Source organism: Verrucomicrobiota bacterium (assembly GCA_038744685.1).
In the GTDB taxonomy this organism is placed as follows: Bacteria; Verrucomicrobiota; Verrucomicrobiia; order Opitutales; family Puniceicoccaceae; genus Puniceicoccus.
Genome location: JBCDMB010000021.1, coordinates 12,774 through 37,865 on the forward strand (window position 1 = coordinate 12,774; position 25,092 = coordinate 37,865).

At 50.7% G+C, this 25,092-nt stretch carries 24 protein-coding genes; all 24 read left to right on the plus strand.

Annotated elements, in window-relative coordinates; genetic code table 11:
* The first annotated feature begins 10 nt into the window (after window positions 1–10).
* The 24 genes from AAGJ81_11690 to AAGJ81_11805 all read left to right on the plus strand — a co-directional run bounded on the left by AAGJ81_11690 (window position 11) and on the right by AAGJ81_11805 (window position 25,088).
* On the plus strand, window positions 11–934 hold the full coding sequence (locus AAGJ81_11690; GenBank protein ID MEM0966802.1) for a glycosyltransferase family A protein: 924 nt from the start codon (window positions 11–13) through the stop codon (window positions 932–934).
* Window positions 931–1,743 (plus strand): glycosyltransferase family 2 protein, encoded by an 813-nt coding sequence (locus AAGJ81_11695; GenBank protein ID MEM0966803.1) that lies wholly within the window; start codon window positions 931–933, stop codon window positions 1,741–1,743. The genes AAGJ81_11690 and AAGJ81_11695 overlap by 4 nt, the downstream gene beginning before the upstream one ends.
* Window positions 1,744–1,815: 72 nt before the next feature.
* A complete protein-coding gene (locus AAGJ81_11700; protein ID MEM0966804.1) occupies window positions 1,816–2,934 on the plus strand; it encodes a hypothetical protein in 1,119 nt (372 codons plus the stop codon).
* Entirely contained in the window at window positions 2,928–4,004 is a 1,077-nt protein-coding gene (locus AAGJ81_11705; GenBank protein MEM0966805.1) for a hypothetical protein, read from the plus strand. Before AAGJ81_11700 ends, AAGJ81_11705 begins: the two co-directional genes overlap by 7 nt.
* Before the next feature lie 49 nt (window positions 4,005–4,053).
* Window positions 4,054–5,175, plus strand: coding sequence for a hypothetical protein (locus AAGJ81_11710; GenBank protein MEM0966806.1), 1,122 nt, complete (start codon window positions 4,054–4,056; stop codon window positions 5,173–5,175).
* Between the two features lie 109 nt (window positions 5,176–5,284).
* Window positions 5,285–6,607: a hypothetical protein gene (locus AAGJ81_11715; protein ID MEM0966807.1), complete on the plus strand. Its 1,323-nt coding sequence runs from the start codon at window positions 5,285–5,287 to the stop codon at window positions 6,605–6,607.
* Between the two features lie 12 nt (window positions 6,608–6,619).
* Window positions 6,620–7,381: a glycosyltransferase family protein gene (locus AAGJ81_11720; GenBank protein ID MEM0966808.1), complete on the plus strand. Its 762-nt coding sequence runs from the start codon at window positions 6,620–6,622 to the stop codon at window positions 7,379–7,381.
* Window positions 7,382–7,404: 23 nt separating this feature from the next.
* Complete coding sequence (locus tag AAGJ81_11725) at window positions 7,405–8,091, plus strand: N-acetylneuraminate synthase family protein (GenBank protein ID MEM0966809.1); 687 nt, start codon at window positions 7,405–7,407, stop codon at window positions 8,089–8,091.
* Between the two features lies 1 nt (window position 8,092).
* Window positions 8,093–8,797, plus strand: a complete 705-nt coding sequence (locus tag AAGJ81_11730; protein ID MEM0966810.1) for a formyltransferase family protein — start codon at window positions 8,093–8,095, stop codon at window positions 8,795–8,797.
* A 2-nt stretch (window positions 8,798–8,799) separates the two neighbouring features.
* Window positions 8,800–9,714, plus strand: a complete 915-nt coding sequence (locus AAGJ81_11735) for a polysaccharide deacetylase family protein (GenBank protein MEM0966811.1) — start codon at window positions 8,800–8,802, stop codon at window positions 9,712–9,714.
* Between the two features lie 167 nt (window positions 9,715–9,881).
* Window positions 9,882–10,826: an NAD(P)-dependent oxidoreductase gene (locus AAGJ81_11740; GenBank protein ID MEM0966812.1), complete on the plus strand. Its 945-nt coding sequence runs from the start codon at window positions 9,882–9,884 to the stop codon at window positions 10,824–10,826.
* Complete coding sequence (locus AAGJ81_11745) at window positions 10,826–12,250, plus strand: glycosyltransferase family 2 protein (protein ID MEM0966813.1); 1,425 nt, start codon at window positions 10,826–10,828, stop codon at window positions 12,248–12,250. The genes AAGJ81_11740 and AAGJ81_11745 overlap by 1 nt, the downstream gene beginning before the upstream one ends.
* A gap of 93 nt (window positions 12,251–12,343) precedes the next feature.
* The gene (locus tag AAGJ81_11750) at window positions 12,344–13,681 is read left to right on the plus strand and encodes a nucleotide sugar dehydrogenase (protein MEM0966814.1); all 1,338 of its coding nucleotides are present in this window, start codon (window positions 12,344–12,346) and stop codon (window positions 13,679–13,681) included.
* A gap of 156 nt (window positions 13,682–13,837) precedes the next feature.
* On the plus strand, window positions 13,838–14,893 hold the full coding sequence (locus AAGJ81_11755; protein MEM0966815.1) for an NAD-dependent epimerase/dehydratase family protein: 1,056 nt from the start codon (window positions 13,838–13,840) through the stop codon (window positions 14,891–14,893).
* A gap of 42 nt (window positions 14,894–14,935) precedes the next feature.
* Entirely contained in the window at window positions 14,936–15,340 is a 405-nt protein-coding gene (locus AAGJ81_11760; GenBank protein MEM0966816.1) for a four helix bundle protein, read from the plus strand.
* 55 nt (window positions 15,341–15,395) lie between these two features.
* Complete coding sequence (locus tag AAGJ81_11765) at window positions 15,396–16,352, plus strand: methyltransferase domain-containing protein (GenBank protein ID MEM0966817.1); 957 nt, start codon at window positions 15,396–15,398, stop codon at window positions 16,350–16,352.
* Window positions 16,353–16,436: 84 nt separating this feature from the next.
* Window positions 16,437–16,985 carry a hypothetical protein gene (locus AAGJ81_11770; protein ID MEM0966818.1) on the plus strand — a complete coding sequence of 183 codons (549 nt, stop codon included), beginning with the start codon at window positions 16,437–16,439 and terminating at the stop codon, window positions 16,983–16,985.
* An 81-nt stretch (window positions 16,986–17,066) separates the two neighbouring features.
* The gene (locus tag AAGJ81_11775; GenBank protein ID MEM0966819.1) at window positions 17,067–18,053 is read left to right on the plus strand and encodes a glycosyltransferase; all 987 of its coding nucleotides are present in this window, start codon (window positions 17,067–17,069) and stop codon (window positions 18,051–18,053) included.
* Window positions 18,054–18,083: 30 nt separating this feature from the next.
* Window positions 18,084–19,160, plus strand: a complete 1,077-nt coding sequence (locus tag AAGJ81_11780) for a glycosyltransferase (protein MEM0966820.1) — start codon at window positions 18,084–18,086, stop codon at window positions 19,158–19,160.
* Entirely contained in the window at window positions 19,157–20,272 is a 1,116-nt protein-coding gene (locus AAGJ81_11785; protein ID MEM0966821.1) for a glycosyltransferase family 4 protein, read from the plus strand. Before AAGJ81_11780 ends, AAGJ81_11785 begins: the two co-directional genes overlap by 4 nt.
* Window positions 20,250–21,455, plus strand: a complete 1,206-nt coding sequence (locus AAGJ81_11790; protein ID MEM0966822.1) for a hypothetical protein — start codon at window positions 20,250–20,252, stop codon at window positions 21,453–21,455. The genes AAGJ81_11785 and AAGJ81_11790 overlap by 23 nt, the downstream gene beginning before the upstream one ends.
* On the plus strand, window positions 21,452–22,498 hold the full coding sequence (locus tag AAGJ81_11795) for a glycosyltransferase (GenBank protein MEM0966823.1): 1,047 nt from the start codon (window positions 21,452–21,454) through the stop codon (window positions 22,496–22,498). Before AAGJ81_11790 ends, AAGJ81_11795 begins: the two co-directional genes overlap by 4 nt.
* A gap of 64 nt (window positions 22,499–22,562) precedes the next feature.
* Window positions 22,563–23,771 carry a glycosyltransferase gene (locus AAGJ81_11800; protein MEM0966824.1) on the plus strand — a complete coding sequence of 403 codons (1,209 nt, stop codon included), beginning with the start codon at window positions 22,563–22,565 and terminating at the stop codon, window positions 23,769–23,771.
* An 81-nt stretch (window positions 23,772–23,852) separates the two neighbouring features.
* Window positions 23,853–25,088 carry a glycosyltransferase family 4 protein gene (locus AAGJ81_11805; protein ID MEM0966825.1) on the plus strand — a complete coding sequence of 412 codons (1,236 nt, stop codon included), beginning with the start codon at window positions 23,853–23,855 and terminating at the stop codon, window positions 25,086–25,088.
* The last annotated feature ends 4 nt before the right edge of the window (window positions 25,089–25,092 follow it).

The following is a 25,092-nucleotide window of genomic DNA, read 5'->3' on the forward strand; positions in this document are numbered from 1 at the left end:
TCGTTCGGGCGTGGAATCAGCTGTAGGGAAGGATCTTGAGCGGAGCATGCGTTCGCACCCAAAGGTTTCGGTTCTGCTGACCTGCTGGAATCGCGAAGATACCATTCAAGAGGCTTTAAAGAGTGTGGTTTCGCAAGACTTTGCAGACCGGGAGATTCTTCTGGTTGATGATGGTTCGACCGACCGGTCGATTTCGTTGGCTGAGGGTTTTCCTGAGGTGAAGATCCTGCGCAATGAAGAAAACCGTGGAGTGGTCTTTACCCGGCAGCGAGCACTTGAGGAGTCTCTCGGAGAATACCTGTTGTATGTGGATTCGGATAACCGTTTGAAGCCGGGGGCGATCTCCAATTTGGTTGCTGAATTGGAGAAGCATTCTCCCGAGGTAGCCTTTGTCTATGGTCAGCGTGAGTATTTTGGGGGGCGCGGTGGCCTATCTGACTTTCCGGACTTTGATCGCGATTTTTTGAAACTCCGAAATTACGTTGATATGACTAGTCTGTTTCGTCGGAAGCCAGTTGCCGAGGTCGGGTTTGACGAACGGTTTCCTGGCTTGGAGGACTATGACTTAGTCCTTTCGCTCGTCGGAGGGGGGTATTCCGGAGTCCTTTTGGACAAACCGATCCTAGAATATCGCGTCCACGGGGCAAGTTTGACAGGTGGCTTCAACTGGAAGAGGCGAATCGATATGCTGGGACGTCTAGCGCGTAAACACCGCCCCTTTTTCTCGGAAGATGAAGTCAAGACGCTCATCGACTACAATCGCGCAAAGGTCGTCAATTCGTTACGCCGTCGTCGATGCTTTCGGGGCCCCCTTTCAGAGCGGTGGGCCGATTGGTGCGAGACTCTTCGTTTCGCTGGGGTTTCCCGTCAGGCTTTGGCCGCGACTCTATATTTACTCTTGCCGGGATGGACTCAAAAGCCGCCAAGAATATGAAGGTTCTTGGGGTCGTATTGGTTCATAACGAAGATCTTTTTGTTCGTTGTGCGGTAGAGAACATCCTCCCCTGTTGCGACGAGGTTCTTATCCTCAACCATCGTTCTACAGACAATACGGAAAGAATCATCCAAGAACTTGCGGCTGCTGAGTCAAAGATACGACTTCTGGAAATCGATGATCCTACCCGTTCTCACGAACCGCTCGAGGAGTATGTTGGGAGGGATTACTGGGTTTTCGGTGTGGATGGAGATGAAATTTATGATCCTGTTCGGACCGTGGCTTTCTTTCATTCTCTACGAGAAGGTCGTTACTCAGGAGTCTTTCAAATTCGCGGGAACGTTCTGCATGTCGATGAAGTGGAGGGCAGTACCTTTCATGGGTACTTGGCCCCTCCGGGAAGGGCTATGAACAAGCTCTACAATTTTTCGCTACTGAAAAGCTGGACAGGATGTTTCGAGCGTCTACACGGTGGTGAAAGAGTCCTCAAAGATGGAGTTGAGACGGAGAAACGACTTGCAGTATCGGATGATCATGATTTCGCGGTGTCACCTTTTCGGTGTTTGCACCTCGTTTTTCTGAGAAGAAGCTCTCTGGATCCAGACGACTTCGTGCCAAGGCTTAACATAGCTGATCAAGTAAGTGCTCGTTGGTCAGTTCGAATTTCTAGATATCTGCGTCGTATTTTTGGTCTTCCTGTTGCGTCTCCGGGCAAACTTGCCAACTACCGCGTAGGAGATCGAGAGAGGATCGAGGATGGGTCGTTTCGTTTGCAGAAGGAAGAGCTACCTCTGCAGGCTGATGCTTAGATCAGATAGATCCGCCGTACGCCAAAAGCCAGCAGCGTTAGGGGCTAATAAACCCTACTGGGTTAAATTCACTTGAGAGATTCTACAAAGAAACAGGATGCCGTAGTGTTTCTTTTCAAGGAAACAACGCTCCGGGAAGAAGCTTTGGTAACGAAGGGTCCAGCTGGGTTTTCTCTGTTTGGTTATCCCGAGTTCTCCGAGGATGGGAAGGCTGTCGAGGCTTTGTTCGGCCAAGCAAGTCACTTTTCTATCCGGGTGCTGGCTGGTCTCATGCGGAGGCTAAGTAGGTGGTGGACGGGCTATTCTTCAAATCCGCAGATCGTGTTGACCCATTTGGCAACATTGCGTCGGGCTGCGGGGGTCGTTGCCACAAGCAACAATGTCGGCATACCTCTTTTGCTTCTGAAGTGGATAGGTGTTTTGAATCCGCCTGTGTTTCTCGTCTCGGTGGGTTTGGAAGCCTACCGAAGTGACGCAGGATCTTCGCGTTGCCGTAGGTTGGCTAGGCTCTTTCGAAAGGCCGAGTCTGTTGTCGTTTTCTCTGAAGATGAGAGAGATTTCCTACTAAGCCGGCTTGGCTTGCCGGAGGATCTAGTAAGGTCTCTTCCCTATGGTTTTGATTATCGATATTTCCCAAAATTTCGCACGGTGGTCCCATCTTTTAGTGAATACCATATGGTTGGAGCCGATGCTCAAAGAGACGTTGAGTTATTGAAGCGATGGAGCGAACGCAATCCGACCTTACCGGTTCGGTGTATCGTCAGCCGAGAGCTGGTTTCCCGCCTGCCGTCGGTGCCTCGGTCTTGGATCATCGAAGAGGACATTCCCCTGCAAGAGGTTTTCCTGCGGCTTGAAGGTGCGAGCAGCGTTGTAATTCCCGTAAAGCGGAACTTGTACACGGCGGGGACGACTTTTCTCATTCAATCACTTGCTGCTGGAGTTCCAACATTGGTCGCCCGCACCGGGGCTTTAACCCGAATGTCCCATGCAGAGCCGTTTCCGTTTCTGACCTACGACCCGGAGAATCTTGGAAGCTTTGAATCGGCGATGAAAAGACTCCGTGAGCTGAACCGCGAAGAGCGTAAAGAGATGGGAAAGAAAAGTCGAGCGTGGGTGGAGCAATGGGGGGATGGACGATATCTCAAGCAGGAACTGGGGGACTTCATAGATCGGTCGGTTGGTAGATGGTGATCTTGCATGAAAGACGGCACCTCAGTGAGGCTGGCTTCTTTCGGACGCTTTTCAGGGCCCTGAAAAAGGAGGGTGGCCGAGTGCACGTTGATGAGGACCGACCCTTTCCGCAGGCATCGGATTCGAGGGGTAGGCACGAAGGCGCTTGGATCACCTACCAAGGGGTGAGGGTCTTTGTGGACATGAGTGACCATGTCTTTCAATTTGATCCGGTTGCTCTGCGAGAAGCAGACCTTTACCTGAAGGCGAATTTGCATAGGGGTATCGCTGAAAGGGTTATCGTTGAAAACGGGTGGGCGGATCCGGGGAAAAAACTCCAACCCTACACGTTCCTGGCACCGGGGCTACCACGGTGTCACCAAATCAGACGGTTGCTGGATCTCACCGGGATGCGGAAACGATTTCGTCGGTCTGGGACTGTCTGCCACATCGTCGGTGTGTATGAGAATCTTGCAAGAGACAAGGATTCGCGACCTTTACCCGGAGAAGAGCTCGAGCCACGGAGGATGCATTATTGGATTCGTCATGAGTTTGCTGCAGTGCTCTCCACGAGAGCTGCAGCAGGCTCTACCGTAAGACTAGTCAGCCGCGGCAACCATGAAATCGAGGATGGCCAGTGGGTTTTCCCCAATCTTTCTTTTGGGAGTTTTCTTCTTAGAATCCTGCGGTCGGATGCGCTGGTTCTGAACACCTTTCCCCATGCCGTGTTTCCATGGAAAGCATTGGAGGCGATTGCCCTAGGGGTGCCTGTGGTAGCAGAGCGCGAGCCCTTGGTGGAGGTGCCAAGTGATTACCGATTGCGAACGGAAATAGAAATGGACGAAGTGCTTCCTTCTTTTGGGGATTTTGCAGGTGATCGAAAGCTGTCCGATCCTGCAAGCTATCGCGTTCTGCGCTGGCCGAGTGCCGATGCGTTCGAGAAAGGATGGAGCGAAGTCTTCAAAAATCTCTTAGATCCGCTCAAAAGAGAGGATAGGTATGCAGCAGTTAGGCAATTTTCTCGTGATCGACTCACGGACAGAGCTATCTTCGAATCTTTTGAGAGAACGGTCTCAGCAGGAGCTGCTTGATAAAACCAAGCTGGATGGACATTGAAAATAGCGGACTGCAAAACGGCAAATGAACCGGTATAAAGACATTCCATTTTTTCATAAGAAAGCAGAAGAAGTGTACGACCTTTTATCAGGAGGCCGTCTTTTTGCTTATCGGGACGATGGTCTTTTTGCCCGGCTTAGTTGTTTTGCCAATGCAATTCGGGTCTCTCGGACTCTTAATCTTCCGGCACCGGTGGGGCTTTGGGAATCGGGCGATTTTGGCGGGAATCTTGACCACGGATATCGGGAGTCTTTTTCAGAGGTTTTCGGCTGGGGAGAGAGCATCGAAGTGAGAGAAGCGAAAGGCGGAGCCGAAGGAGCCAAAACATTTACTTGGCCGTTCCTTTGCGTTATCGACGAAGAGGATCCAGGGGAAGTTTTGCACGATCTTGCCACAATCGTGGGAGAAATTCAGATTCGGTCCCCGTATTGCGAGCCGGTCAATGAAGCGCTTGATGAGTTGAGATCGTGGGGGCCCGGAACGGGAGTGCATTGCCGAGCGGGAGACGTGGAAGACAAGATTGAGTGGATGTTTCGAAAAGGATACCCTACTTCATTCTGGGGTGCGTTTTTTCGTCAGCAGGGAAGGGCGGAGCCTGATTCGAAGTTTTATGTGGCTTCAAACTCGGTTGGGCTGCGGGCAAAGGCAGCTGAATATCTGGGTGATCGAGTGAGGACTGTCGATGACTTTATTAGCTTGGGGGATATAAAGCAGTCGCAACTTGTTTTGGACTACGCAGATAATCTTCTCTTCGCACAGAGTGTGTGCTTAGTTGGCTGTGGTTTTTCGTCATTCGTGGCTTTTGCTTGTATGCGTAGCGAGGTTCTTCCGACTTCCCCCCTTGAAAAACTCCCTGATGAGCTTTCGGAAGCCTATGTTGACCTGAATAATCTCTGGAAATGTCGATACCTTTCGGATGTGTCTCATTTGATTGGATACCAGCTAGAGCATTCCCCGATTGCCGAGCAGTTACGATCAGAGGGATACGAGCTAGAGGAAGACCAAACGAAGTCCAAGTGGACAAGGAGATTTCAAGGAGTTCTCCGACGTCTCAGGAGAACTTGGTTGAGTCTTCGGGGAAGTCGTCGCGGGGAGAACCGTCTTCATAAAATTCACGCAAGGTTTTTTCGGTTTTCGCGTTGGTAAGAGAACGGGAGAATTAAGCACGATATGAGCATCCATATTGAGTCACAAACGAACCAGTCCGCATGAAAGGGCCGAGTAATCCTTCGTTTAGTGTTCTCGGCTCTTCTGAATGAAGTTCCTCTTCCCCATATTCCGTTTCAACTGGTATCGGACGGTAGCTCCCATAATTGATGAAGTTCTTAGTCGAGGGAATGAGGTGGTTTGCCTTCACAATGAGAGCACGAGCAATTTTTCGTCGAATCGACCGGATGAGTCTTTGCTTCCGAAATGGGCTAACGGATCTCCCAGTTACGACTCTTACCATTCTGAGCAAGAGCTTTGGGAAAAAGTAAGCCGCACAGATGCCGATATTGTGGTTAGCATAGACCTTCCGTTGGATGAGTGGATAGACCGAGAAGAATGGAAGAGGCGAAAATTCCTTTACTTAACGGTGGCTACTACGGATACCTTGCGACGGCTGTGGGGACCAAACATGCTGGCGGCGACGGATTTTATCTCCGTCCGTTCCGAATGGGAACGTGATGCCTGCATCCTTGATCACACCGTGGATTATTGTCCGTGGATCAGAAGGTGTGATGAGATGGGAATCGATGGGAACCGTTACCGCCCGTTGATGGAGCCGCGTCTCGGCAAGGAATGGCCTGAATCAATGATTGAGGATTTTCTGTGTAAGACTCTGGTGGCCGGATACCCTCTCTTGGATGGTGTTTCCCTGATTGATCGGGACGAGGTCTTTCGGCGGAGGCGTTTGAATCCGGAAAAACCTGTGATTGGTCTTTGGTCTACCCCAACACTGGGTAGGGGGTACTATGGGACTTGGGATCGCATTTTCGCGCAACGGGATCAGGTGCGATTTCGATACCGGGCGTTGAGAGGATATGGCCTTCGTGGTTTAACGATTCCGTATTGCAACGAAGAAACCGTGCTTCGCTCGATTCGGGATTTTGTAGACCACAATAATGCACAGCTTGTTGTGAAATTGCGACATTACCAGGGGCCGGAGGAAAGTCTTTTCACTCGTTTCGCTGATGGGGTTGTTACAGAGGATAATTACTATCCCCATTCTGCCCTGGAGTTGGCTTGTATTGCAGATCTAATGATCGGATTTCATACTGCTGGTATGCCAGAGGCTGTATTTGCAGGGGCACCTGTTCTAAACCTTACCATCCCCGGCTTTGACACTGAAATTCATGCAAAAACCATGCACTTCTTCGATGGAATGTTTGAATCGAAAGGAGTGGTGACACGCATGGGAAGTGTAGAGGCAGCTCGTAATCTAGACAGCTTCCGACTGGATGAATTTCGGTTCGAGGAAGAGGCTAGGGAGGATTATCTAATGAAGTTTGCAGGTCCACGAAGGAATACGGACCTTAGCTTCTCTGCTAACTTAATGGAACAACTAGAGTCGCGTTTAGCGGCAGAGACAGGATAGGTTTTCTCGTTTATGAGTGAAAATACAGTAGCGATAGTAGTCTCTCGTATGGGCTCGTCCCGGCTTCCTGGAAAGGCTCTGATGGATATCTGCGGTGAGCCGATGGCAGGTCGGATTATCGAAAGGGTAAGTCTGGCTCCTTCGGTCGATGAGGTCATCATTGCGACCTCGACTCTTCCTGAAGACGATCAGTTGGAGGAGTTTGCGAAGAGTCGTGGAGTGAGGTTTTTTCGCGGTTCTCCCGATGATGTCCTAGGGCGAATCACAGAAGCAGCTCGCTTCGCGGAGGCTGATATCGTTCTGGACCTAATGGGAGATAATCCACTCGTGCATTCCGAGATGGTAGAAGATGTGATAGAGTTCTTTCGCAGAACCGATTGTGACTTTGTTTCTAGTGTGACTACCGAGTTTCCGCATGCCCCAAAAGAGATGCCCAAATTTCCCATTGGGTTACGGGTTCAGGTGATGACAATGGCCTGCCTTGAAAAGTGCGAGGATCTGGCCGCGTCTGAGGAGCACCGTGAGCACGCTACCAAATACATCTTCGATAACCCGGAGCATTTCAAAGTCGGGTACTACCCTGCATCAGGAAAATGGCAAGAGCTCAATCGACCTGAACTGACATTTGCTGTGAATTACGGCGTTAATCTCGATCTGATTCGAAAGATCTACTCCGTCGCGGTAAAGGATGACCCCAATTTTGGAATGCATACGATCCTCCGTGTGTTTGAGGAGAATCAGGAGTGGATACCGCTGATGGGAAACCAGAAATAACTGTTAGAACAAAGGAAGAAACCATGCTCTATATCGCAGAAATTGGACTGAACTATAACGGCAATTTTGACCTCACCTATGAGATGATCAGGCAGGCGAAGCATGCGGGTGCGGATATCGCGAAGTTCCAATGCGGTTGGCGTCAGGGGAAGGACGAGATTAACCATCTCAACCCGGAGAGACTCTTAAAACTCAAACGATGGTGCGATTACTTCGAAATCGAATTTGCCTGTTCCGTGTTTACTCAGGAGTCTTATGCGATGGTGAAAGAGGCTGGGGCAACCCGTTTCAAGATTGCCTCGAGAACGGTAAAGGATGATCCGGATCTTGTTGAAAAGGTTGTCGCAGAGAATAGGGATACGATCATCTCCCTCGGGATGTGGGGAGATGAGAGCAAGGTTCCGATAGACTCTTCCGAAGTTCATTACCTCTACTGCAAATCGATCTATCCAAGCGAACCATGGGATATGGTTGAACTTCCTAAGAACTTTGAAGAATCCAGATACTCAGGCTACAGCGATCACACAGTTGGGATAGAGACTGCACTGATAGCGATCGTTCGGGGAGCGAAGATCATCGAAAAGCACCTGACTCTTGATAAATCCGATACGACGATTCGGGATCACGCTTTGAGTGCGACGCCAGAAGAGTTTGGGCAGATGGTTCGACTGGGACGGGACATCGAGAAGAAGCTCAGTTTGGGCGTTTGAGATGAAATTTGTCCTCCTGTCGACCAAAGGAATTCACCACACCTATTTCATTCATCGAGTCTTGGAGGCCGGTTTCGAGATCGATTCCGTTTTCTACGAGACGGGAATTCTCAAACCACCTTTTGATGTCACGAGCAGATTTGATAATTCCCAGAGGATTTATGAGGAACGAGTATTTGGTGAGTATTCGTTAGAGGATCCCTCATCGTTAACTTACTTTCAATTCAAGAGTCTCAACTCGGATGCAGCGGTCCAAGCAATCAAAGAACGCAAAGCGGATATCGGAATTGTATTCGGTTGTGGGAAGCTCGATACGAGTGTCATTCAGTGCTTCCCTTTACTCCTAAATATCCACAAGGGATTTGCGGAGAGGTATCGTGGGCTGGATACGGATCTATGGCCTATTTTTCACGCCGAGTATCGGAATATTGGAGTGACTTTACACAAGGTTGCTCCCTCCCTCGATACTGGTGATCTGGTTGAAGCGTTGCCTGTATTTTTAGGGCGGGGGATGAAGATTGAAGAGCTTCGGGTCGCTTGGGTGAAACTGGCTACGGAGATGTCGATTCGTAGTTTAGAAAAGTTCGAGAAAGGGACTCTTGAGACCACGAAACAGAAGTCGATAGGGCGCTACTATACGTTCATGCCGAGTGACTTGAGAAACTTGGCCGCAGACCGTTTTGATCGTTTTTGCTCTCGGTTGTAGGCATGGAGAATCATCTGACCATCCTTCTCTACCACGGGGTCACCAGACTGCGGAGCGCAGGCATCGAGAATTACTCCGGAAAACACATTTCTGAGAACGACTTTCGGCAGCAAATGAACTTGGTTTCTATCAAATACCATCCGCTCTCGATAGATGAGGTCGTTGAGATTCACGAAGCGGGTGAGTCATACCCAGCGAATGCTGTTGTCGTGAGTTTTGATGACGGTTTTGAGAACAATCATGACATTGCGGCCCCCATCCTCAGTGATCTCGAAGTTCCTGCAGTCTTTTATCTGTCCACTGGTATCGTCGGAACCGGACGAATGTTCTGGGTGGACCAAATTGAAGACGTCTTAAACCGGTCTGAGAAGGAGGAGATCGAAATAGCCCTCGGGGCTGAACCGATTTCATTTTCTCTGGGCAGTCAGCGGCTTCGGATTCAAGCACTGGAAACGATTAAGGACTACTGCAAAAGATCCGAGGCTGCCGAGAAAGATCGAGTTGTTCTTGAACTCGTAGAGGCCGCTGGAGTGAAGCCGGATGTGAATGCGTCTGGGAACTACAAGGCCATGACTTGGGAAAAGGCGAAACGACTCAACGGAGATCCTCTTTTTACCGTGGGAGGGCATACCATGAATCACAATATTCTTACCCGGCTTGAACCTTTTGAGATGGAGAGGGAAATTACAGAGTCGCTTAAAGCAATCCGACGGGAGACTGGAGTAAAACCACGTCACTTCAGCTATCCAGAAGGTCAGGCAGATCATTTCGACGAAGGCGTTATTGAATGTTTGAAGAACTCGGAAGTCGTATGCTCTCCCTCCGCTATCGATGGGGTGAATCGGCGTGAGTTTGACCTATTCAACCTCAGAAGGATTATGCCTGGATTTTTGGGTAGAGAGTTTCCTCTGAGCTAGTTTTCTAGAGGTAGTTTCTGGGAACACTCCATTTCCACTCAGTTCCAGAAATTAATTCAAAAAACGACTTCGAGTTTTTGTCAGCTGACTTGTCGGAAGGAGAAGAATCGCTGGCGTCTCGGGTAGTTTTCGACTCTTCTCCAATTTTCCTCTCACTTACTTGATTGATGTATCTTTTCTCCGCTCCATTTGAGTTTCTTGAACCCGAATTTCGAGCGGAGCTTACACGGGACAATCCGTTAGAATTTCGATTGATCAATGAAGAGGATGAGCTCGGGTTTGACGAGAGAGTCACTTGCTGGATTCCAAATCCTGGACAACGTTTTACCGCGAGGGCCTCGGTGTTGAGGGCGTTTCCCAACCTAAAGCTGATCTCAACGCCTTCCACAGGATCGAACCACATTGACCGCGATTTTTTCGCTGAGAAGGGAGTGGCCGTCCGGTCGCTGCTGGACAACCGGCCTCGGCTTGCAAGCATTCGAGCGAGTTCGGAGTTCACCCTTTTGTTGGTGCTCTCGTCGCTTCGGAAGATACGCACGGCTTTTCTCGAACTTGACGAGAAGCGCTGGCGCCACCGCGAGGAGGTTATGCGGGGGAGCGAAGTAATCGGGCAAAAGGTGGGGATCGTTGGAATGGGACGCAATGGGTCGAATGTCGCTCGCTGGTTAACCGCGATGGAGGCCGATGTTCGCTATTTTGATCCTTACAAGAAGGAACCTCCGGGAAAGATTGATTCGATCAAACAATTGTTCGAGGAATCCCAGATTGTCATCCTTACAGTGGTTTTGACGAATGAGACTGAGGGAATGGTCGGGCGTGACTTGCTTGAGAGGCTTCCCCTTGGTGCCCATCTGATCAATACCTCTCGCGGAGAGATCATTAATGAGAACGAGCTAGCTGTGTTTCTTGATGAGCGGGAAGATGTTTCTTACGCGGCTGATGTGGTCACTGGTGAAGTGGACGGGAGGCCGTTTGAGTCTCCGCTTTATGAGCTTTACCTTAGAAATAGAGTCACTCTCACTCCACACATCGCGGGCGTGAGTTTTGGATCACAAACCAAGGCAGCGCTGGGGGCTCTTGAGAATGTCAGGGATTTCTTAAAAGAGGTCTAATGAGTAACGAAGGAAAAAGTCCGTTCTTAGTCACAGTCTACGTGACCAGTCATAACTATGGACGGTTCTTACGAGAGGCTTTGGATAGCGTTCTCAAGCAGACTCTGGATAGTTGGGAGCTCATTGTTTTGGATGACGGCTCAAGTGACGATTCGGCCGAAATCGCGGAAGAGTATGCGAAAGCAGATCCTGATCGGATTCTTGTCATTGCAACGAAGGAATCACGGGGTCTCCGGGCGTGTGCCAATGAAGCAATCGAGAAAGCACGAGGACGCTATATTATGCGTCTTGATGCAGATGATTTTCTGGATGAGAACGCGCTTCTGGTGCTCTCCCACTATCTGGAAAGGCATCCTGAAGTCGGGTTGGTCTTTCCGAATTGGGTTTATATCGACGAGGGCGGAAGATTTCTAGGGATTGAGCGACGAAAGTTGATTGGGGAAGAATCCAAGGTTTTGGATCTACCCGCGCATGGAGCGTGCACGATGGTTCGGCGCAGAATTCTCAAAAGTGTTGGTGGTTACGACGTGAATCACGATTCTCAGGATGGGCACGAGTTGTGGCTCAAGGTTCTCGACCGTCACGAAGTGGCGAATGTCGAAACTCCGCTCTTCTACTACCGACAGCATGGTTCTTCCATGAGCCGTAACGAGGAACGGCTTCTTGCGGCCCGGCGAACAATCAAGCGGTCTCTGGCTTCCCGAGAAAGTGGAGAAGTGAGTCCGAGGATTGTCGCGGTAATTCCTGCAAGAAACACTTATAAGGAAATGCCGAATGTGGTTTTCTCTTATCTTGGCGGGAAAACGCTCCTCGATCACACCCTGGATGAAACGCGAACGACGGGAGTGTTTGATACGATCTACGTGTCGACCGATGATGCCGCAGTTGTTGAATACTGTCGGAATCAAGAGGGTGTACTCTCGGACCTCCGTGACCCGAAGTTATCTGATTCGCACGTGCGTTTATCAGAGCTTGCCGTTGCTGCTGTTGAGCGGCTGGAAAGTGTCCACAGCGTCTTTCCCGACATTGTTGTGGTCCTTAGTGTTCACTCTCCATTTCGAAGAGCCGCTCACATTCAGGAGGCGGTCGACACGCTGAAACTTTACAGGGTAGACAATGTCTTCAGCGCGTATGAAGACTTTGACCTTCATTTTCAACATGGGGAGAACGGTATGTCTCCTCTCAACCCGGGTATGATTGATCGTCTGAGGTATGAGCGGGAGGCACTGTTTGTTGACAATGGTGCCTTGCATGCGTCCTGGAGGGACTTTCTCAGGGAGGACAACCTCTACGAGGGTCGAATCGGCCATATAATAATGACGCGGCAAGAGAGTCTTCAGATTAAGAGTCAGAAAGACTTGGAATACGCCAACTGGCTTTTATCGAATGAACATTTGGTTAGTTCGATGTCCCATGAAAAGTGAAATGAAGACTGGGTTAGAGCTTGCTCTGTTCTTCGAAGATTGAATGGCCGACGGGCTACCAAGTAGACACTACCTGCGCACCTCTTCTTTGAGATGAAAATTGCAATCATAGGACTAGGCTACGTGGGTCTCCCCCTCGCAATTCGTTTTGCAGAAGCTGGCGTTAAAGTCATTGGCCTTGACGTGGATCCAGCAAAAGTGGAGGCGCTCAACAACGGAGAGAGCTACATCCGCCACATACCAGGAAAAACGATCAGTGCCCTGAATGAAAAGGGTGCCTTCATCGCGTCGACGAATTTTTCCAGGGTTTCTGAAGTGGAGGCTGTCTTGATTTGTGTTCCCACTCCTCTCGATGTTCACCGGGATCCCGATCTCTCCTTTGTGCTCAGTTCAGGAAAAGCGATCGCTCCGTTTCTGGGGAGTCAGGATTCAGAAGGCAGCAGCGAGGAGACTCGCGTAGCATCGACTGCCAAGCCGATGACAGAGGATGCAATCCCCAAATTGGTGGTTCTGGAAAGTACGACCTATCCGGGAACGACGGATACAGACCTTCGTATGGTTCTGGAAGAAGGCTCTGGGTTGAAAGCAGGTGACGGTTTCTACCTTGCTTACTCGCCGGAAAGGGAAGATCCGGGACGAACGGACCACTCGGTGCGGACCATTCCAAAGGTTATGGGTGGTTACACAGAAGCCTGTCTCAAGCGCTGTGAGGAGATTTACTCCCTTGCAGTCGATGAAACCCACCCGGTGTCTTCCTGCCGTGTAGCCGAAGCGACAAAGTTGACGGAGAACATTTTCCGATCCGTTAACATCGCCTTGGTGAATGAGCTCAAGGTGGTATACGAGAAAATGGGGATCGATGTCTGGGAGGTAATCGAAGCCGCCTCCACAAAGCCATTTGGGTACATGCCGTTTTATCCCGGCCCGGGGTTGGGAGGGCACTGCATCCCGATTGATCCGTTTTACCTTACCTGGAAAGCGAGAGAGTATGGGATGCATACCCGGTTTATCGAACTCGCGGGGGAGGTTAATACCCGCATGCCGGACCACGTGGTTTCACGGGTCGGCGAAGTTTTAAATGAGGATGGGAAAGCAATTCGAGGTTCGAGGATCTTACTGCTCGGGATCGCATACAAGCCCGGCGTGGATGATGATCGAGAGTCTCCATCCTACGTCCTGATGAAATCATTAGAGGATAAAGGTGCTTCCGTTTTCTACAACGATCCTTACGTTCCAGAGATTCGTCCTTCCCGCCACTTTTCGGAGTTTGCAGGCAGGCGTTCGGCACCAATCTCTGACGATTACGATCTGATTCTCGTGGCGACTCATCATCCGGAATACCTGAATTTCGACTTTTCGGATGTCGAAACACCAATCGTTGACACTCGTAGTTGCCTTAGGAGGCCGGGGAAGAGGTATTGGAAAGCGTGAGGGTTTATGGAGATGGCGAAAGTCGAACATCGAACTTCCAACGTGGAACATCGAATGGGAATCACCCTTTCGACGTTGGACGTTGAGCGTTTAGAGTTGAATGTTCGCTAACTCTCTCTGGGCTTCTGACTCCTCTATTCTGAATTCTCAAAAGAAATGAAATATCTAATTACTGGTGCAGCCGGATTTATCGCCTCGCGCACGGCCCGGATGCTTCTTGAGCAGGGGCATTATGTGGTCGGAGTAGACAACCTGAATGACTATTATGATCGCCGGTTAAAGTTGAATCGACTGGCGATCATAGGAAAGGAGACGGGATCGAGTCCGGAAGTCGTTCAAAGAATCGATCAAAGTGTTCGTTCAGAATCCGAGGAGATTCCAGCCGTTGATTTTGATGCACCCTCATTTACGTTTCGGAATCTTGATATCGAGGACAAGGACGCGGTGCTCGGTTTGTTCGAAGAGCATTCGTTCGATGCAGTTCTCAACCTCGCTGCTCGAGCCGGGGTTCGATACAGTATGGAGAATCCGGACGTCTACATGATGACCAATGCCATGGGAACTCTTCACCTCATGGACGGTATGAAGAACAAGGGCGTGAAAAAAATGGTCCTGGCGTCGACCTCTTCGCTCTATGCGGGGCAGGAGATGCCTTTTACCGAGGATCTACCCGTCAATACGCCTATCTCACCATACGCCGCATCCAAAAAGGCGGCAGAGGCATTGGCTTACAGCTACAGTCATCTTTACGACTTGGATATCTCGGTATGTCGTTACTTTACAGTTTTTGGACCGATGGGTCGTCCGGATATGTGCGTTTTCCGTTTTATCCGTTGGATTAACGAGGGTGAGACGATGGAACTGTTCGGAGATGGTTCGCAGTCGAGGGATTTCACTCACGTCGATGATATCGCACGAGGGACAATCGCGGCCCTTCGACCAGTAGGGTATGAGGTGATCAATCTCGGGGGAGGAAACAACCCGATCTCGTTGAAACAGATCATCGCGTGGATTGAGGAAATGCTGGGAAAGAAGGCGGTCATCGAGAACAAGCCTTTCCACAAGGCGGACATCATGGAAACGTGGGCGGACATCTCCAAGGCGGAAAAGCTCTTGGGGTGGAAGCCGAAAGAGGGAATTCGTGAAGGCGTTCAGCAGTGTGTCGATTGGTATCTAGTGAACCAAGACTGGCTGTCGAAGGTGCGGATGTAGAGAAGGAAAACACTGAACGTCGAACTTCCAACGTCGAACACAGTGAAACCTTATTCCGCAGAAGAGTCTCAAGGGTGGATTCTTGAAGAAAGCTATGACCTGAAGAAGAGGTTACTTAAGTTTTCTATTAACGTTATCCAACTGACCGACGAAATGACGTCGAGTCGTGCAGGAAACCATGTTGCATCACAACTTCTTCGTTCTGGAACATCTGCATTCCCGAATCATGGTGAAGCGCAAGCCGCAGAGTCTCGAAGGGATTTTATACACAAGCTAAGGATCTGCCTCAAAGAACTACGAGAGACCTCAAGGTGGCTACAATTGATCAAGGAAGTTCCACTAACGGAGAATGATAGGCTCCTTGATGATCTTGTTCGGGAGGTTGATGAATTGACACGGATTTTTGTGACGAGCATTCGCACCGCCGAGCGGAGGACAGGAAAATGAGAATAAGGTTCCTTCAATGTTCAGTGTTCGATGTTCAAAGTTCTCTGTCGCATTTATGACCGATAACTTATCCCGTCCTCCCCGCCTTCCTGGTGGCAATTCCTTCGAGGATATCCGCATTGATATCGCGGAGGCTCATCGGATGGTTGATGCATTGCCTCGGGAGACGCGTTGTTGTTCCCTTCCGGCTTGGCGTGGTAAATTGCGACATCTAACCTACCGATTCCTACGGAAAATGGGTCTCTACGAGCCGCTGGTTACCAATGGATTTATCTCCGGCTGGCTTGCGGATTTTCGCTCTTATTGGACTGAGGTTCTTGGAGGGAGGCCGATCTGGAAGACACTCGATTTCTTCCTTCTGGCTCATGACTATCGGCGGAGCCAGCAGCGTGCAGAGCGCCTCGAGTGGGCGGATGCGGCAAGGCACCTTGAAAACTGGCAGCAACCTGGTCAGGTGTATCAGGTTTTTCAGCAGGTGGAGCGATTTGCCCTAACCCCCTATGAACATCCTCCGATTTGGCGATTTCTTGGACCAAAGATGAGAGTGCTGGAATATGGATGTTCCGCTGCGCCTTACTACCATTCCTATCGCAAGTTCTATTCTCACTGGCAACAGTCCTGGGTTCTGGCCGATATTCCGAATTTTCCGTTCCACTATGCAAAGTATTTGTACCGTAATGACAAAGGGGTTTCCTTTGCGACGATTGAGATGGAGAATTACGAGGATCCGTTGCAGAGTGACGAGAAATTCGATGCGATTATCCTGACTACAGTATTGGAACATTTGGAGAGTCCGAGGGAGGTCGTTTCTTACCTCTTAGAACGCCTGCGTTCGGGTGGGGTGCTTCTTTTTGACTACATTCTCTCCGAGGGCACTGGCTTAGATCATCCTGGGTCACTGGTGCAACGCGAAGAATGCCTTCGGTTGATCCGCGAAAAAACCATAGTCCAGAATGGCACACTGGGTGAAGATTCTGAGACGGTGGATCTTTGCGTGGTGCGGAAGAAATGAAGAGGTATATCGATCATCGGCATGGCTGCCGATGCTCCTTTCCAAGTGTAGCATCCGCTGCCAAGTGGATGAGAATTAACCAACTTGCAGAATAAGTCCCAGCTTCCTCGACTAGCCCCTGAATTCTACCAAGGTCGGGTAGCGGTCTTCTGGACCTATTCGATTCAAGATCGCGAAGAGGGATGGTTAGGAGAAGACTTTCATCAGCGATTTAGGGAAGTCCTTTTTCACACGGCCTTCCGTCATAGATTTCTAGTTCCCGCCTACTGTTTGATGCCAGACCACCTTCATTGGCTTGGATTGGGAGTAACCAAGGACTCAGATCTCCGTCTCGGGTCTGAGTATTTGCGCCGCAATCTGGCCAAAGACCTAGCACCGGCGCAATGGCAGCATCAGCCTCAAGATCATGTATTGCGAGAGGAGGAGCGGGAAAGAGAAGCCTTTACCTCAACGTGCCATTACATTCTTGAAAATCCACTTCGGAAGAATTTGGTCAAAGATCGAAGAGAATGGGAAGTCTCTGGATGCGTGATCCCCGGATATGCGGACATCGATTGGAGACTGGAGGATTTCTGGATGCGGTTCTGGCGAATCTATAATTTTGAGGTGAGCGGTAAGGGAGTCTTTGGTTGAGAAGAGCAATTCATCGGCATGGCTGCCGATGCTACGCTTCGGTTGTAGCATCCGCTGCCAAGCGGATGAGAATCGAATGCCATGCTGGAAAGAATCCGGAATAAGTTCCGTCTAGAGAAACGAGTTCGGGAAGGACGGATCAAAGCGCAGTCTTCTTCCGCACGAGTCGCGTTGTTTCATGACTTTGCTCCACCTCCGACTGGTGGTGGACATCAATTCTTACGAGCGTTGAAAGCTGAATGGGAACGCGAGGGAATTGACGTCGCGGTAAATTGCCTTCCGGATTCCGCCGATGCAGTTCTCATCAACAGCTACAATTTTACCCCAGCTTTGTTTCGAAGACTGGTGAAACGAGAAGTGAGGGTGGTCCACCGGGTAGACGGTCCACTACAAACCTACCGAGGTTTCGATGACGGAACCGATTCGGTAATTTCGCGACTCAATCGGGACTTTGCGAAAGAAACCATTTTCCAATCTGAGTTCAGTCGCTTGGAGAATCGGAGACTCGGTTTGATTGAAGGCAACGGGCCGGTAATCACTAATGCAGCGGACCGTGGGATCTTCCTTCCACGGTCTGGAGAAGCACCTTCTTCAAGTCGACCGTTGCGAGTTGTCGCAGCAAGTTGGTCCGATAACCCGAACAAAGGTCTGGATGTCTTTCGCTGGCTGGACGCAAACCTCGATCAGTCTCGCTTCGAATTCACGTTTGTAGGAAGGGCGCAAATGAAATTCGAAAACTCCAAACATGTGCCCCCGGTGTCCAGTGTTGAACTTGCACGTTATCTTCGAGAGGCCGACGTGTTTCTGACAGCGAGTAAAGATGACCCTTGTTCGAATTCGGTAGTGGAAGCCTTAACGGTTGGCCTACCGTGTGTCTACCGGCGTAGTGGTGGACATCCGGAACTTATCGGTGGAGCCGGGATCGGGTTTGACTTTCCAGAGGAAATTCCCGCTGCCCTGGAAACGATTGCAGAAGACTGGAAGTTATTCGCGGATAGAATTGAGGTTCCTTCGATTAGCGAGATCGCTGGAGCCTACTTGAAGGTGCTGGAAGTGAGACGAGCGTAGTCTCAGCGTCGAAGAATCGTTTTAGGCTGTATGATTCGGCAAGTTGGCGCTAAGGTCCTTCAGGTCCGAAGTAGTTTTTGGAAAGACCATTCCAGATTGATCCTCGTCCGCGACAATGCAGGCTGGGCGATTGATGTAGAAATGAAGGCCGTTGGAGAGATATCCCGACGCCTCGGGTTGCCGGTAAGTGAAAAGGACTACTGGCAACGCCATTCGAAGCGGCAGTCCATCTTCTGGGGAAGTCAGTTTAGTCTACTGAAGGATGATTGGCTGTATAATGATCATCGAAACGCGACTGCTATGTTCCACGGTCTCCCGGATACGGGATATCCGGAGTTCGACGAATTGTTTTCCCGAATTGAGAAGCATCGTGATTGTTTACAGAGAGTGCAGGTGACTCACCGAGCGATGGAGGAGTCGTTGGTTAACATTGGGCTTTCGCCCGATATCATCCATCGAATTCCGATCGGTATTGATGGTCGCGTCTTTCGTCCCACTAGCTCGCAGACTAGATTAGAAACTCGATCAGCACTCGGGATACCGGATGAGGCTTTTGTGGTTGGTTCTTTTCAGAAGGATGGGAATGGCTGGGGGGAGGGAAACGAGCCAAAGTGGATCAAGGGGCCGGATCTTTTTGTGGAAGCCTGCGCAAAACTCTCCAAGGCCAGCGTAAATTTGTTTGTTCTGTTGAGTGGTCCCGCTCGGGGATACGTCAAAGATGGTCTACAACAGAGGGGGATTCCTTTTTTGCATCGAATATTCGATCGCCCCGAGGACGTGAAAACTCTCTATCCTGCGCTGGACGCTTATTTGGTATCGTCTCGTCAGGAAGGTGGGCCGAATGCGATTCTGGAATCGATGGCGACGGGCGTTCCGATTGTCTCGACTCCGGTTGGTCAGGCAACTGACTTGGTCCAGGACGGAGTAAACGGTCTTTTGGTTCCTACGGAAGACACTTCTGCGATGTGTGATGCTCTTTTGAAGGTTGCTCGTGAGGAAATCGATCTCGAGCAGATTCGGAAAGCCGGATTCAAGACTGCTGCAGCAAATGACTACCGGGCTCAGGATCCGCTCTGGAAGAAGCTCTTCGAAGGTTTTGTAGGGTGAAAAGAATTCTCTACCGGTGGGTCGAGCGTCCGTTTGAGATTCTGCTAAAGGGACCGTTTCGTTTTTTTCTTGGTCGGGTTTTTCCATCTCCCTCGCCTTTGGTTTTCTACGGGTACGAGAGACTTCCTTCTCGTGACGGTCCGGCGTCCGGCGGGATCGTAAAGCTACAGGATCTTTCGGAGGTATTCCCAAATTGTCGTTGGCGGGCAAATACACTCTACCTGATTAGTAGCTGCTACCCATGGACCGTGAGGTGGCAGGTAATGGTGGCGCGGTTTTTTGGAGCTAGAGTAGTTCTCAACCAGAATGGGGTCGCCTATCCCGCTTGGAAGCCTGAAGGATGGGAGGATGAAAACAGGCGGTCTGCATGGGTTCATAATCGTGCGGATGCGGTGGTGTATCAGTCAGAGTTTTGTCGGAGGGGTGCCTTGGAGTGGTTACAGGTAGAGGAGTGCGATGATTCGCAAACACTTTTGAACCCAGTGGACTTAAAGGTGTTTTCACCTCGAAAAGATGGGGCTTGCGGGAACGGGTCTGTGAGTATTCTCCTCGCAGGCACTCACCAGTTCGCTTATCGTGTCCGGGTAGCGTTGGAGACATTGAGTCGGCTTGACGATCGCTTCAGTATGAAGATCTGTGGGGCTTACAGCTGGGGTGACTCGGAAGAGGCTTCGCTTGAGGAAGCGAGACAATGGACTGAGACCCTTGGGGTAGGGGAGCGGGTGGATTTTTGTGGACGCTATTCACAATCGGAGGCACCGGCTTTGTTTCAATCAGCAGACGTTCTCTTGCACACAAAAGTCATGGATCCCTGCCCCCGCTTGGTCGCTGAGGCACTGGCCTCAGGATTGCCCGTTGTTTATGCGGCTAGTGGAGGCTTGCCCGAAATGGTAGCCAGAGATGCAGGAGTAGGTGTCTCTTCGGATGAGAATTTTGAACGGGAGACCCCCTCGGATCCAGATGATTTCGCGAGGGCCGTTAGAGAGGTGTCTGAAGATCTATCTAGATATCAGGCGGGCGCACGCATATGTGCGGAGCAGCGTTTTGACCGTCGAATGTGGATCGAATCGCATCGGAGCGTTTTTGAGGGTGTCGAAAGAACTGTCGGATAGGTTTGTGGCGCTGGCAGTCACTGGTGGGTTCCTGGTGGTTTCTCTTGCCGGGTGGTTTTACTTCGGACCGCGTTTAGGGGGAGACAGCGAACGTTTTTTATCAGGTGCGAGTAATTTGGCTACAGGCGGCTCGTTTGAGGGGAAACAAGGAAACTACTTCGGCTACAGTATGATACTCGTCCCGTTGCGGGAGTGGCTGGGTCTCGGTTTTGGATGGATTGTTTGGGGTCAAATTCTGTCCTGTGCGGTAGGAGTTTATTTTTGGACATGTCAATCTTCGGTAGTTTTTGGGAAAGCAGCTTCGATTCTCGGAGGTGGACTCGTAGTTTTGTATCCCGGGGTTTGGAAGTGGAACCTTTACGTGATGACAGATGGCCCCTTTATCACCACGAGCCTGTTCGCGGTAGGTGGGTTCTTGGCATGGAGGACGGATCACAGGTTAAGGTGGATTCTTATTTCAATGGTTGCCTCACTCGTCGGCGCCAGTCTTCGTCCCAATGGCTGGGTTCTGTTGGGGGTATTGTGGGTATTTCTCCTCATCTTCTTTTTGCGTTACAAGTGGGCCCAAAAGGTGTCTGTTGCGATTCTGCTTCTCGCTGGCCTGCTCCTTGGTATGGGAATGCGGAACGTAGCGACAGGATCTCTCGTAGAGGATCCCGTGTATTTTTTGAAACAAGGTATCGTCGTTTGGGGATGGCAGGATTGGTCGTTCAAAATGCCAACTGCTGATTCTTCGGATGGGGACGGATGGGGAGAGTATATAAGGTATTTTCTGGAGCATCCGATGGAGGTTATCGGATTGTGGTCTGCAAGGGTTGGCGTTTCTCTAGTACCTTTACGACCCGGGTTTTCGATTCCGAACCAGTTGTTAACCGTCGTCTACTTGGTTCCAATCTACCTCTTTTTTGTTCTGGGATTGAGGAGGATCCGCTCAGAGTATTTTTGGGTTCTCACTTATCTCGTTTTGGCCTTTTTTCCGGCGGCTTTGTTCTTTGCGAATTGGGACGGAAGATGGCTCGACTACCTATTTCCGTTTCTTGGACCGGCGGTTGGCGTAGGTGCTTTGATTCTGTTGGAGAGAATTGGATTTGGTTCTCAGATTTTAAAGTCTTCGAGAACAGATGATGAACGCCTCCAGATTTGCGGCGGCAGAGGGGAAAGCAGAAATGAGGATTTGGAGTGAAAAACGCGAAGGTTACCGTCCTTCTCCCTGTCTACAACGGGGAGAAATATTTGGAGAGTGCGATCCGAAGCATTGTACGGCAGACCTATATCGATTGGGAATTGTGGGTCTTGGATGATGGTTCGACAGATTTGTCGCTAGAGATTGCCCGGTCGTCCGAAGACCCGCGGGTCCGGAGTGTTCCAAACGAAAAGAATTTGGGTGTTGCGAAGACGCTGAACCGGGCGTTGACGAAGGTAAAGACGGAGTTTGTTGCTCGGATGGACTCAGATGATGAATGCCTACCTCAGCGCTTGGAAAAGCAAGTGGCCTATTTTCAGGAGAACTCTCATTTGGCCCTTTTGGGAACCCAAGCACTTTCTGCGGAGACGGGTAAGGCAACGTTTCGTGTCCCTTTCGATCATGAATCGATTCGAGCGAACCTGCTCTTCAATTGTAGCTTTCTCCACCCGACGGTGATGTGGCGGACGGATTCATTCCGAACACACAATCTTCAGTACGACGAATCCCCAACAGCAGAAGACTACGATTTGTGGGAGCGGACTTGCCAGGTTGCGGCCACAGGGAATCTGTCGGTTCCATTGCTTCGATATCGCGACGATCCTTCTGTCAAGGTGACTGACTACGTTCGTCAGCAAAAGGAGGGTGGTCGTCGCGTCAGGGAGAGAGCACTTGGGAGGCTGGGACTTCAACCGAGTGATCGCGAAAAAGAGGTTCATCATGCAGTCTGTTATGACAATCTACCACAGCCAGCGATTCCAGTAGCCGAGGTGGATCGTTGGCTTGCGCGGATCCTGCTGTCGAATCGAGAGTCGGGGGTGCTAGAGGAAAGGTCTTTGCTTCGTCGGCTACATTTGCAGCGATACTATCACCTTGTGAGGAATAAGCCGACAGCGAGTCTGGCGGAGTTTTTCCGATCGAAAGGGGAATTGGGACGGGTCCCAATGGGATTGGCGGTCCGGGCGAGCGTGAAGAAATTCAATCGCAGTAGCATCCGTCGTGCCTTGTCCGCCGAAGCCTCGGCGAAGGAGGAAGACGGATGAGAATGGGTAGAGAGCGAACCTTAAACGCTCAGCTTCCAACGTTAAACGTCGCCATCTTAGCAATGTGAAAGTCCTTCATGTAAGCACTTTTGACCGGGTCAATGGGGCCTCGATTGCGGCTTACCGTTTGCACCGTGCTCTACTTGCTTCTGGGGTGGATTCGGCGATGTGGGTGCAGAACAAAGTCTCTTCCGACCATGAGATCTTTGGACCCCGCTCTGGACTTTACCGCTTTTGGAATCGATGCCGTCCGTGGATAGACCGTCTTCCCCTTGGCCTTTGTCGGGCCTTTGGTGATTATTTAGTATCCCTCGGGTGGCTCCCCAGATTTGATTCTCACCCGATCAAGTTCTTTAGTCCTGACGTGATTCATCTCCACTGGGTTCAGGGCGGCTTCATTCCCATAGACCTCGTAGAGAAGTGGAGGGGTCTTCCGCTTTTCTGGACCTTTCACGACGAGTGGCCCTTTTCTGGATTAAGGCATTACGGGTCCGGCAACGACCAAGCGTCCAATGGAATTCTACGAAAATGGGATCGGCGAATGCGGAGCAGGAAAAGTGAGATCTATAAGAAGGTCACTCCTATCGGTATTGCTCCGAGTCACTGGATACGTGGTCGAGCCGAGGCGAGTGAGGTTTGGGAGGATTGCCGAACGCAGGTTCTACCCAATCCGATTGATTCGAGTACTTTTTTGCCGGGAGAGAAAGGTGCGGCCCGCGAGCAGCTTGGATTACCACAGGATCTGCCGTTGGTTCTCTTTGGTGCGGAAGCCGGAGCGTCGGACCCTCGGAAAGGTTTTGATCTCTTGCGGGAGGCCTGTGGCATCCTGTCAAAAGAGGGAGTTCGCTTTGGGTTGGTCTGCTTTGGCAATGGAAGTCAGGAAGAGGTGGGTGGAGTTCCTTGTTATTCCCTTGGATGGCTTGGGAAGGATGAAGATCTCGCGACGGCCTACTCGGCTGCGGATCTTGTAGCATTACCGTCGCGAATGGACAACCTCCCGAATACAGGCGTTGAAGCAATTTCCTGCGGCCGGCCCGTTGTATCTTTTGCGGTTGGGGGTATACCGGAGATCGTTGAGGACGGGGTATCCGGTTTTCTGTGCGAGGCGGAAGACCCGGTTCAGCTGGCAGAAAAGATCGGCTTTCTGCTTGAAGGCGTTGTTTTGAGGTCTTCGATGGAGGTAACAGCGAGGCAAAAAGCAGTGGAGCAATTCTCGAGTCAGGTTTTGGTGCCTAAGTTTATCAAGTTGTACCAAGGAACTCTCGATCATTGAGAATCTCGATTGGGTAGTCTTGTAGCATCCCGTCGTGAGACGGATGAAGAAGCACAGGCTGACCGATGCTACCGAACGGTAATGGTTAAAGAATCAGAATGGATATTCATCGGAAGCGTTTATCCTGAGAGTTGGGAAGAACGGTTTGACGTTGGTTCTTCCCCGACGATTGATGTTCAGCGGTCCCTTCTTGCTGCGATGGGCCGTGCAGGGTGGAAGGCAAATACGATCCTAACGACTCCCCCGATTTCCCGATTTCCAAAGGACCGGTTTCAGTCCTTTCCCCGATCATTGGAAGGGAGGGTGGAAGGTCAGGAGGATGCATCTTTGATATCTTTGGGGTGGAACAATTTGGAACCGCTCAAGACGATCGGAATCACGTCGGACACAAGGGCATTTTTGCGACGCTGGAGCGAGCGGGTTCGGCGGGAGGGAAAACAGCCACGGGTCCTCGTTTACAATCTTGGCCCCACTCATGAACAGGGTGGATTTCTTGCGGGAATGGTTCGGGCGTTGAGGTTGCCGACTTTTCCAATCGTTACGGACTTGGACTATCCCGGTGATCAGTCAGTTTCTATTCGACGGCAACGGTTTCGGTGGCAGGTGCGGTTATTGAAAAGCGTAAATGGGTTCGCCGCTTTCAACCCGAGGGTGATCGAAGATTTTGGAGGAGGGAAACGAACCCTCCACTTGTCAGGCATAGTCCCGGACGTGAGTTTATTTGAGACCCTCAACAATCTACCTCCAAAAGGTCCTGATGATCAGCCGCCGTTGTTCCTATATGCGGGTTCATTGAATCGACCACGGGGTATTCAGCTTCTCTTGGACGCATTTCGTGGACTGCCGCCCGGATGTGCGCGATTGAGAGTCACCGGACGGGGGCCTGATGAACAGATGGTTCGGCGGGCGGTAGATGAAGATCCCAGCATTGAGTATGGTGGCTTTCTGGAATCCAACGAGGAGCGCATTCAGAAAATTCGGGAGGCCGATATTCTGGTCAACCCCCACCTCATTGATCTTCCGGAAGCCCGCTACCTCTTTCCATCGAAACTCGGTGAGTATCTCGTGTCCGGTCGTTTGGTTGTGACCACATTACTTCCCGGGATGGATGGTTTCCCTCTTGATTCGATGGTCGTCTCGAAAAGTGACTCGGTAGAGTCTTTCAAGGATGCGCTGCAGGCGGCCTTGGAAATGAATGGCGATGTAAGAAAGGCCCAGGCCGAAAAGGCTCGGGCATGGGCGAGAGTCGCTTTCGATTGGGATCAAAATGCGGAGAAGCTTTTGAGTTTTTTGAGAGAGTGGGAAAGCAGTTTGTAGATCG

Excerpts from the sequence above, each read along its gene's own strand:
- AAGJ81_11805 (MEM0966825.1), top strand. The coding sequence starts at position 23,853 with ATGGTTAAAGAATCAGAATGGATATTCATCGGAAGCGTTTATCCTGAG.
- AAGJ81_11695 (MEM0966803.1), top strand. The coding sequence starts at position 931 with ATGAAGGTTCTTGGGGTCGTATTGGTTCATAACGAAGATCTTTTTGTT.
- AAGJ81_11775 (MEM0966819.1), top strand. The coding sequence starts at position 17,067 with ATGCTGGAAAGAATCCGGAATAAGTTCCGTCTAGAGAAACGAGTTCGG.
- AAGJ81_11730 (MEM0966810.1), top strand. The coding sequence starts at position 8,093 with ATGAAATTTGTCCTCCTGTCGACCAAAGGAATTCACCACACCTATTTC.
- AAGJ81_11710 (MEM0966806.1), top strand. The coding sequence starts at position 4,054 with ATGAACCGGTATAAAGACATTCCATTTTTTCATAAGAAAGCAGAAGAA.
- AAGJ81_11735 (MEM0966811.1), top strand. The coding sequence starts at position 8,800 with ATGGAGAATCATCTGACCATCCTTCTCTACCACGGGGTCACCAGACTG.
- AAGJ81_11740 (MEM0966812.1), top strand. The coding sequence starts at position 9,882 with ATGTATCTTTTCTCCGCTCCATTTGAGTTTCTTGAACCCGAATTTCGA.
- AAGJ81_11715 (MEM0966807.1), top strand. The coding sequence starts at position 5,285 with ATGAAGTTCCTCTTCCCCATATTCCGTTTCAACTGGTATCGGACGGTA.
- AAGJ81_11750 (MEM0966814.1), top strand. The coding sequence starts at position 12,344 with ATGAAAATTGCAATCATAGGACTAGGCTACGTGGGTCTCCCCCTCGCA.
- AAGJ81_11755 (MEM0966815.1), top strand. The coding sequence starts at position 13,838 with ATGAAATATCTAATTACTGGTGCAGCCGGATTTATCGCCTCGCGCACG.
- AAGJ81_11765 (MEM0966817.1), top strand. The coding sequence starts at position 15,396 with ATGACCGATAACTTATCCCGTCCTCCCCGCCTTCCTGGTGGCAATTCC.
- AAGJ81_11720 (MEM0966808.1), top strand. The coding sequence starts at position 6,620 with ATGAGTGAAAATACAGTAGCGATAGTAGTCTCTCGTATGGGCTCGTCC.
- AAGJ81_11780 (MEM0966820.1), top strand. The coding sequence starts at position 18,084 with ATGATTCGGCAAGTTGGCGCTAAGGTCCTTCAGGTCCGAAGTAGTTTT.
- AAGJ81_11725 (MEM0966809.1), top strand. The coding sequence starts at position 7,405 with ATGCTCTATATCGCAGAAATTGGACTGAACTATAACGGCAATTTTGAC.
- AAGJ81_11705 (MEM0966805.1), top strand. The coding sequence starts at position 2,928 with ATGGTGATCTTGCATGAAAGACGGCACCTCAGTGAGGCTGGCTTCTTT.
- AAGJ81_11745 (MEM0966813.1), top strand. The coding sequence starts at position 10,826 with ATGAGTAACGAAGGAAAAAGTCCGTTCTTAGTCACAGTCTACGTGACC.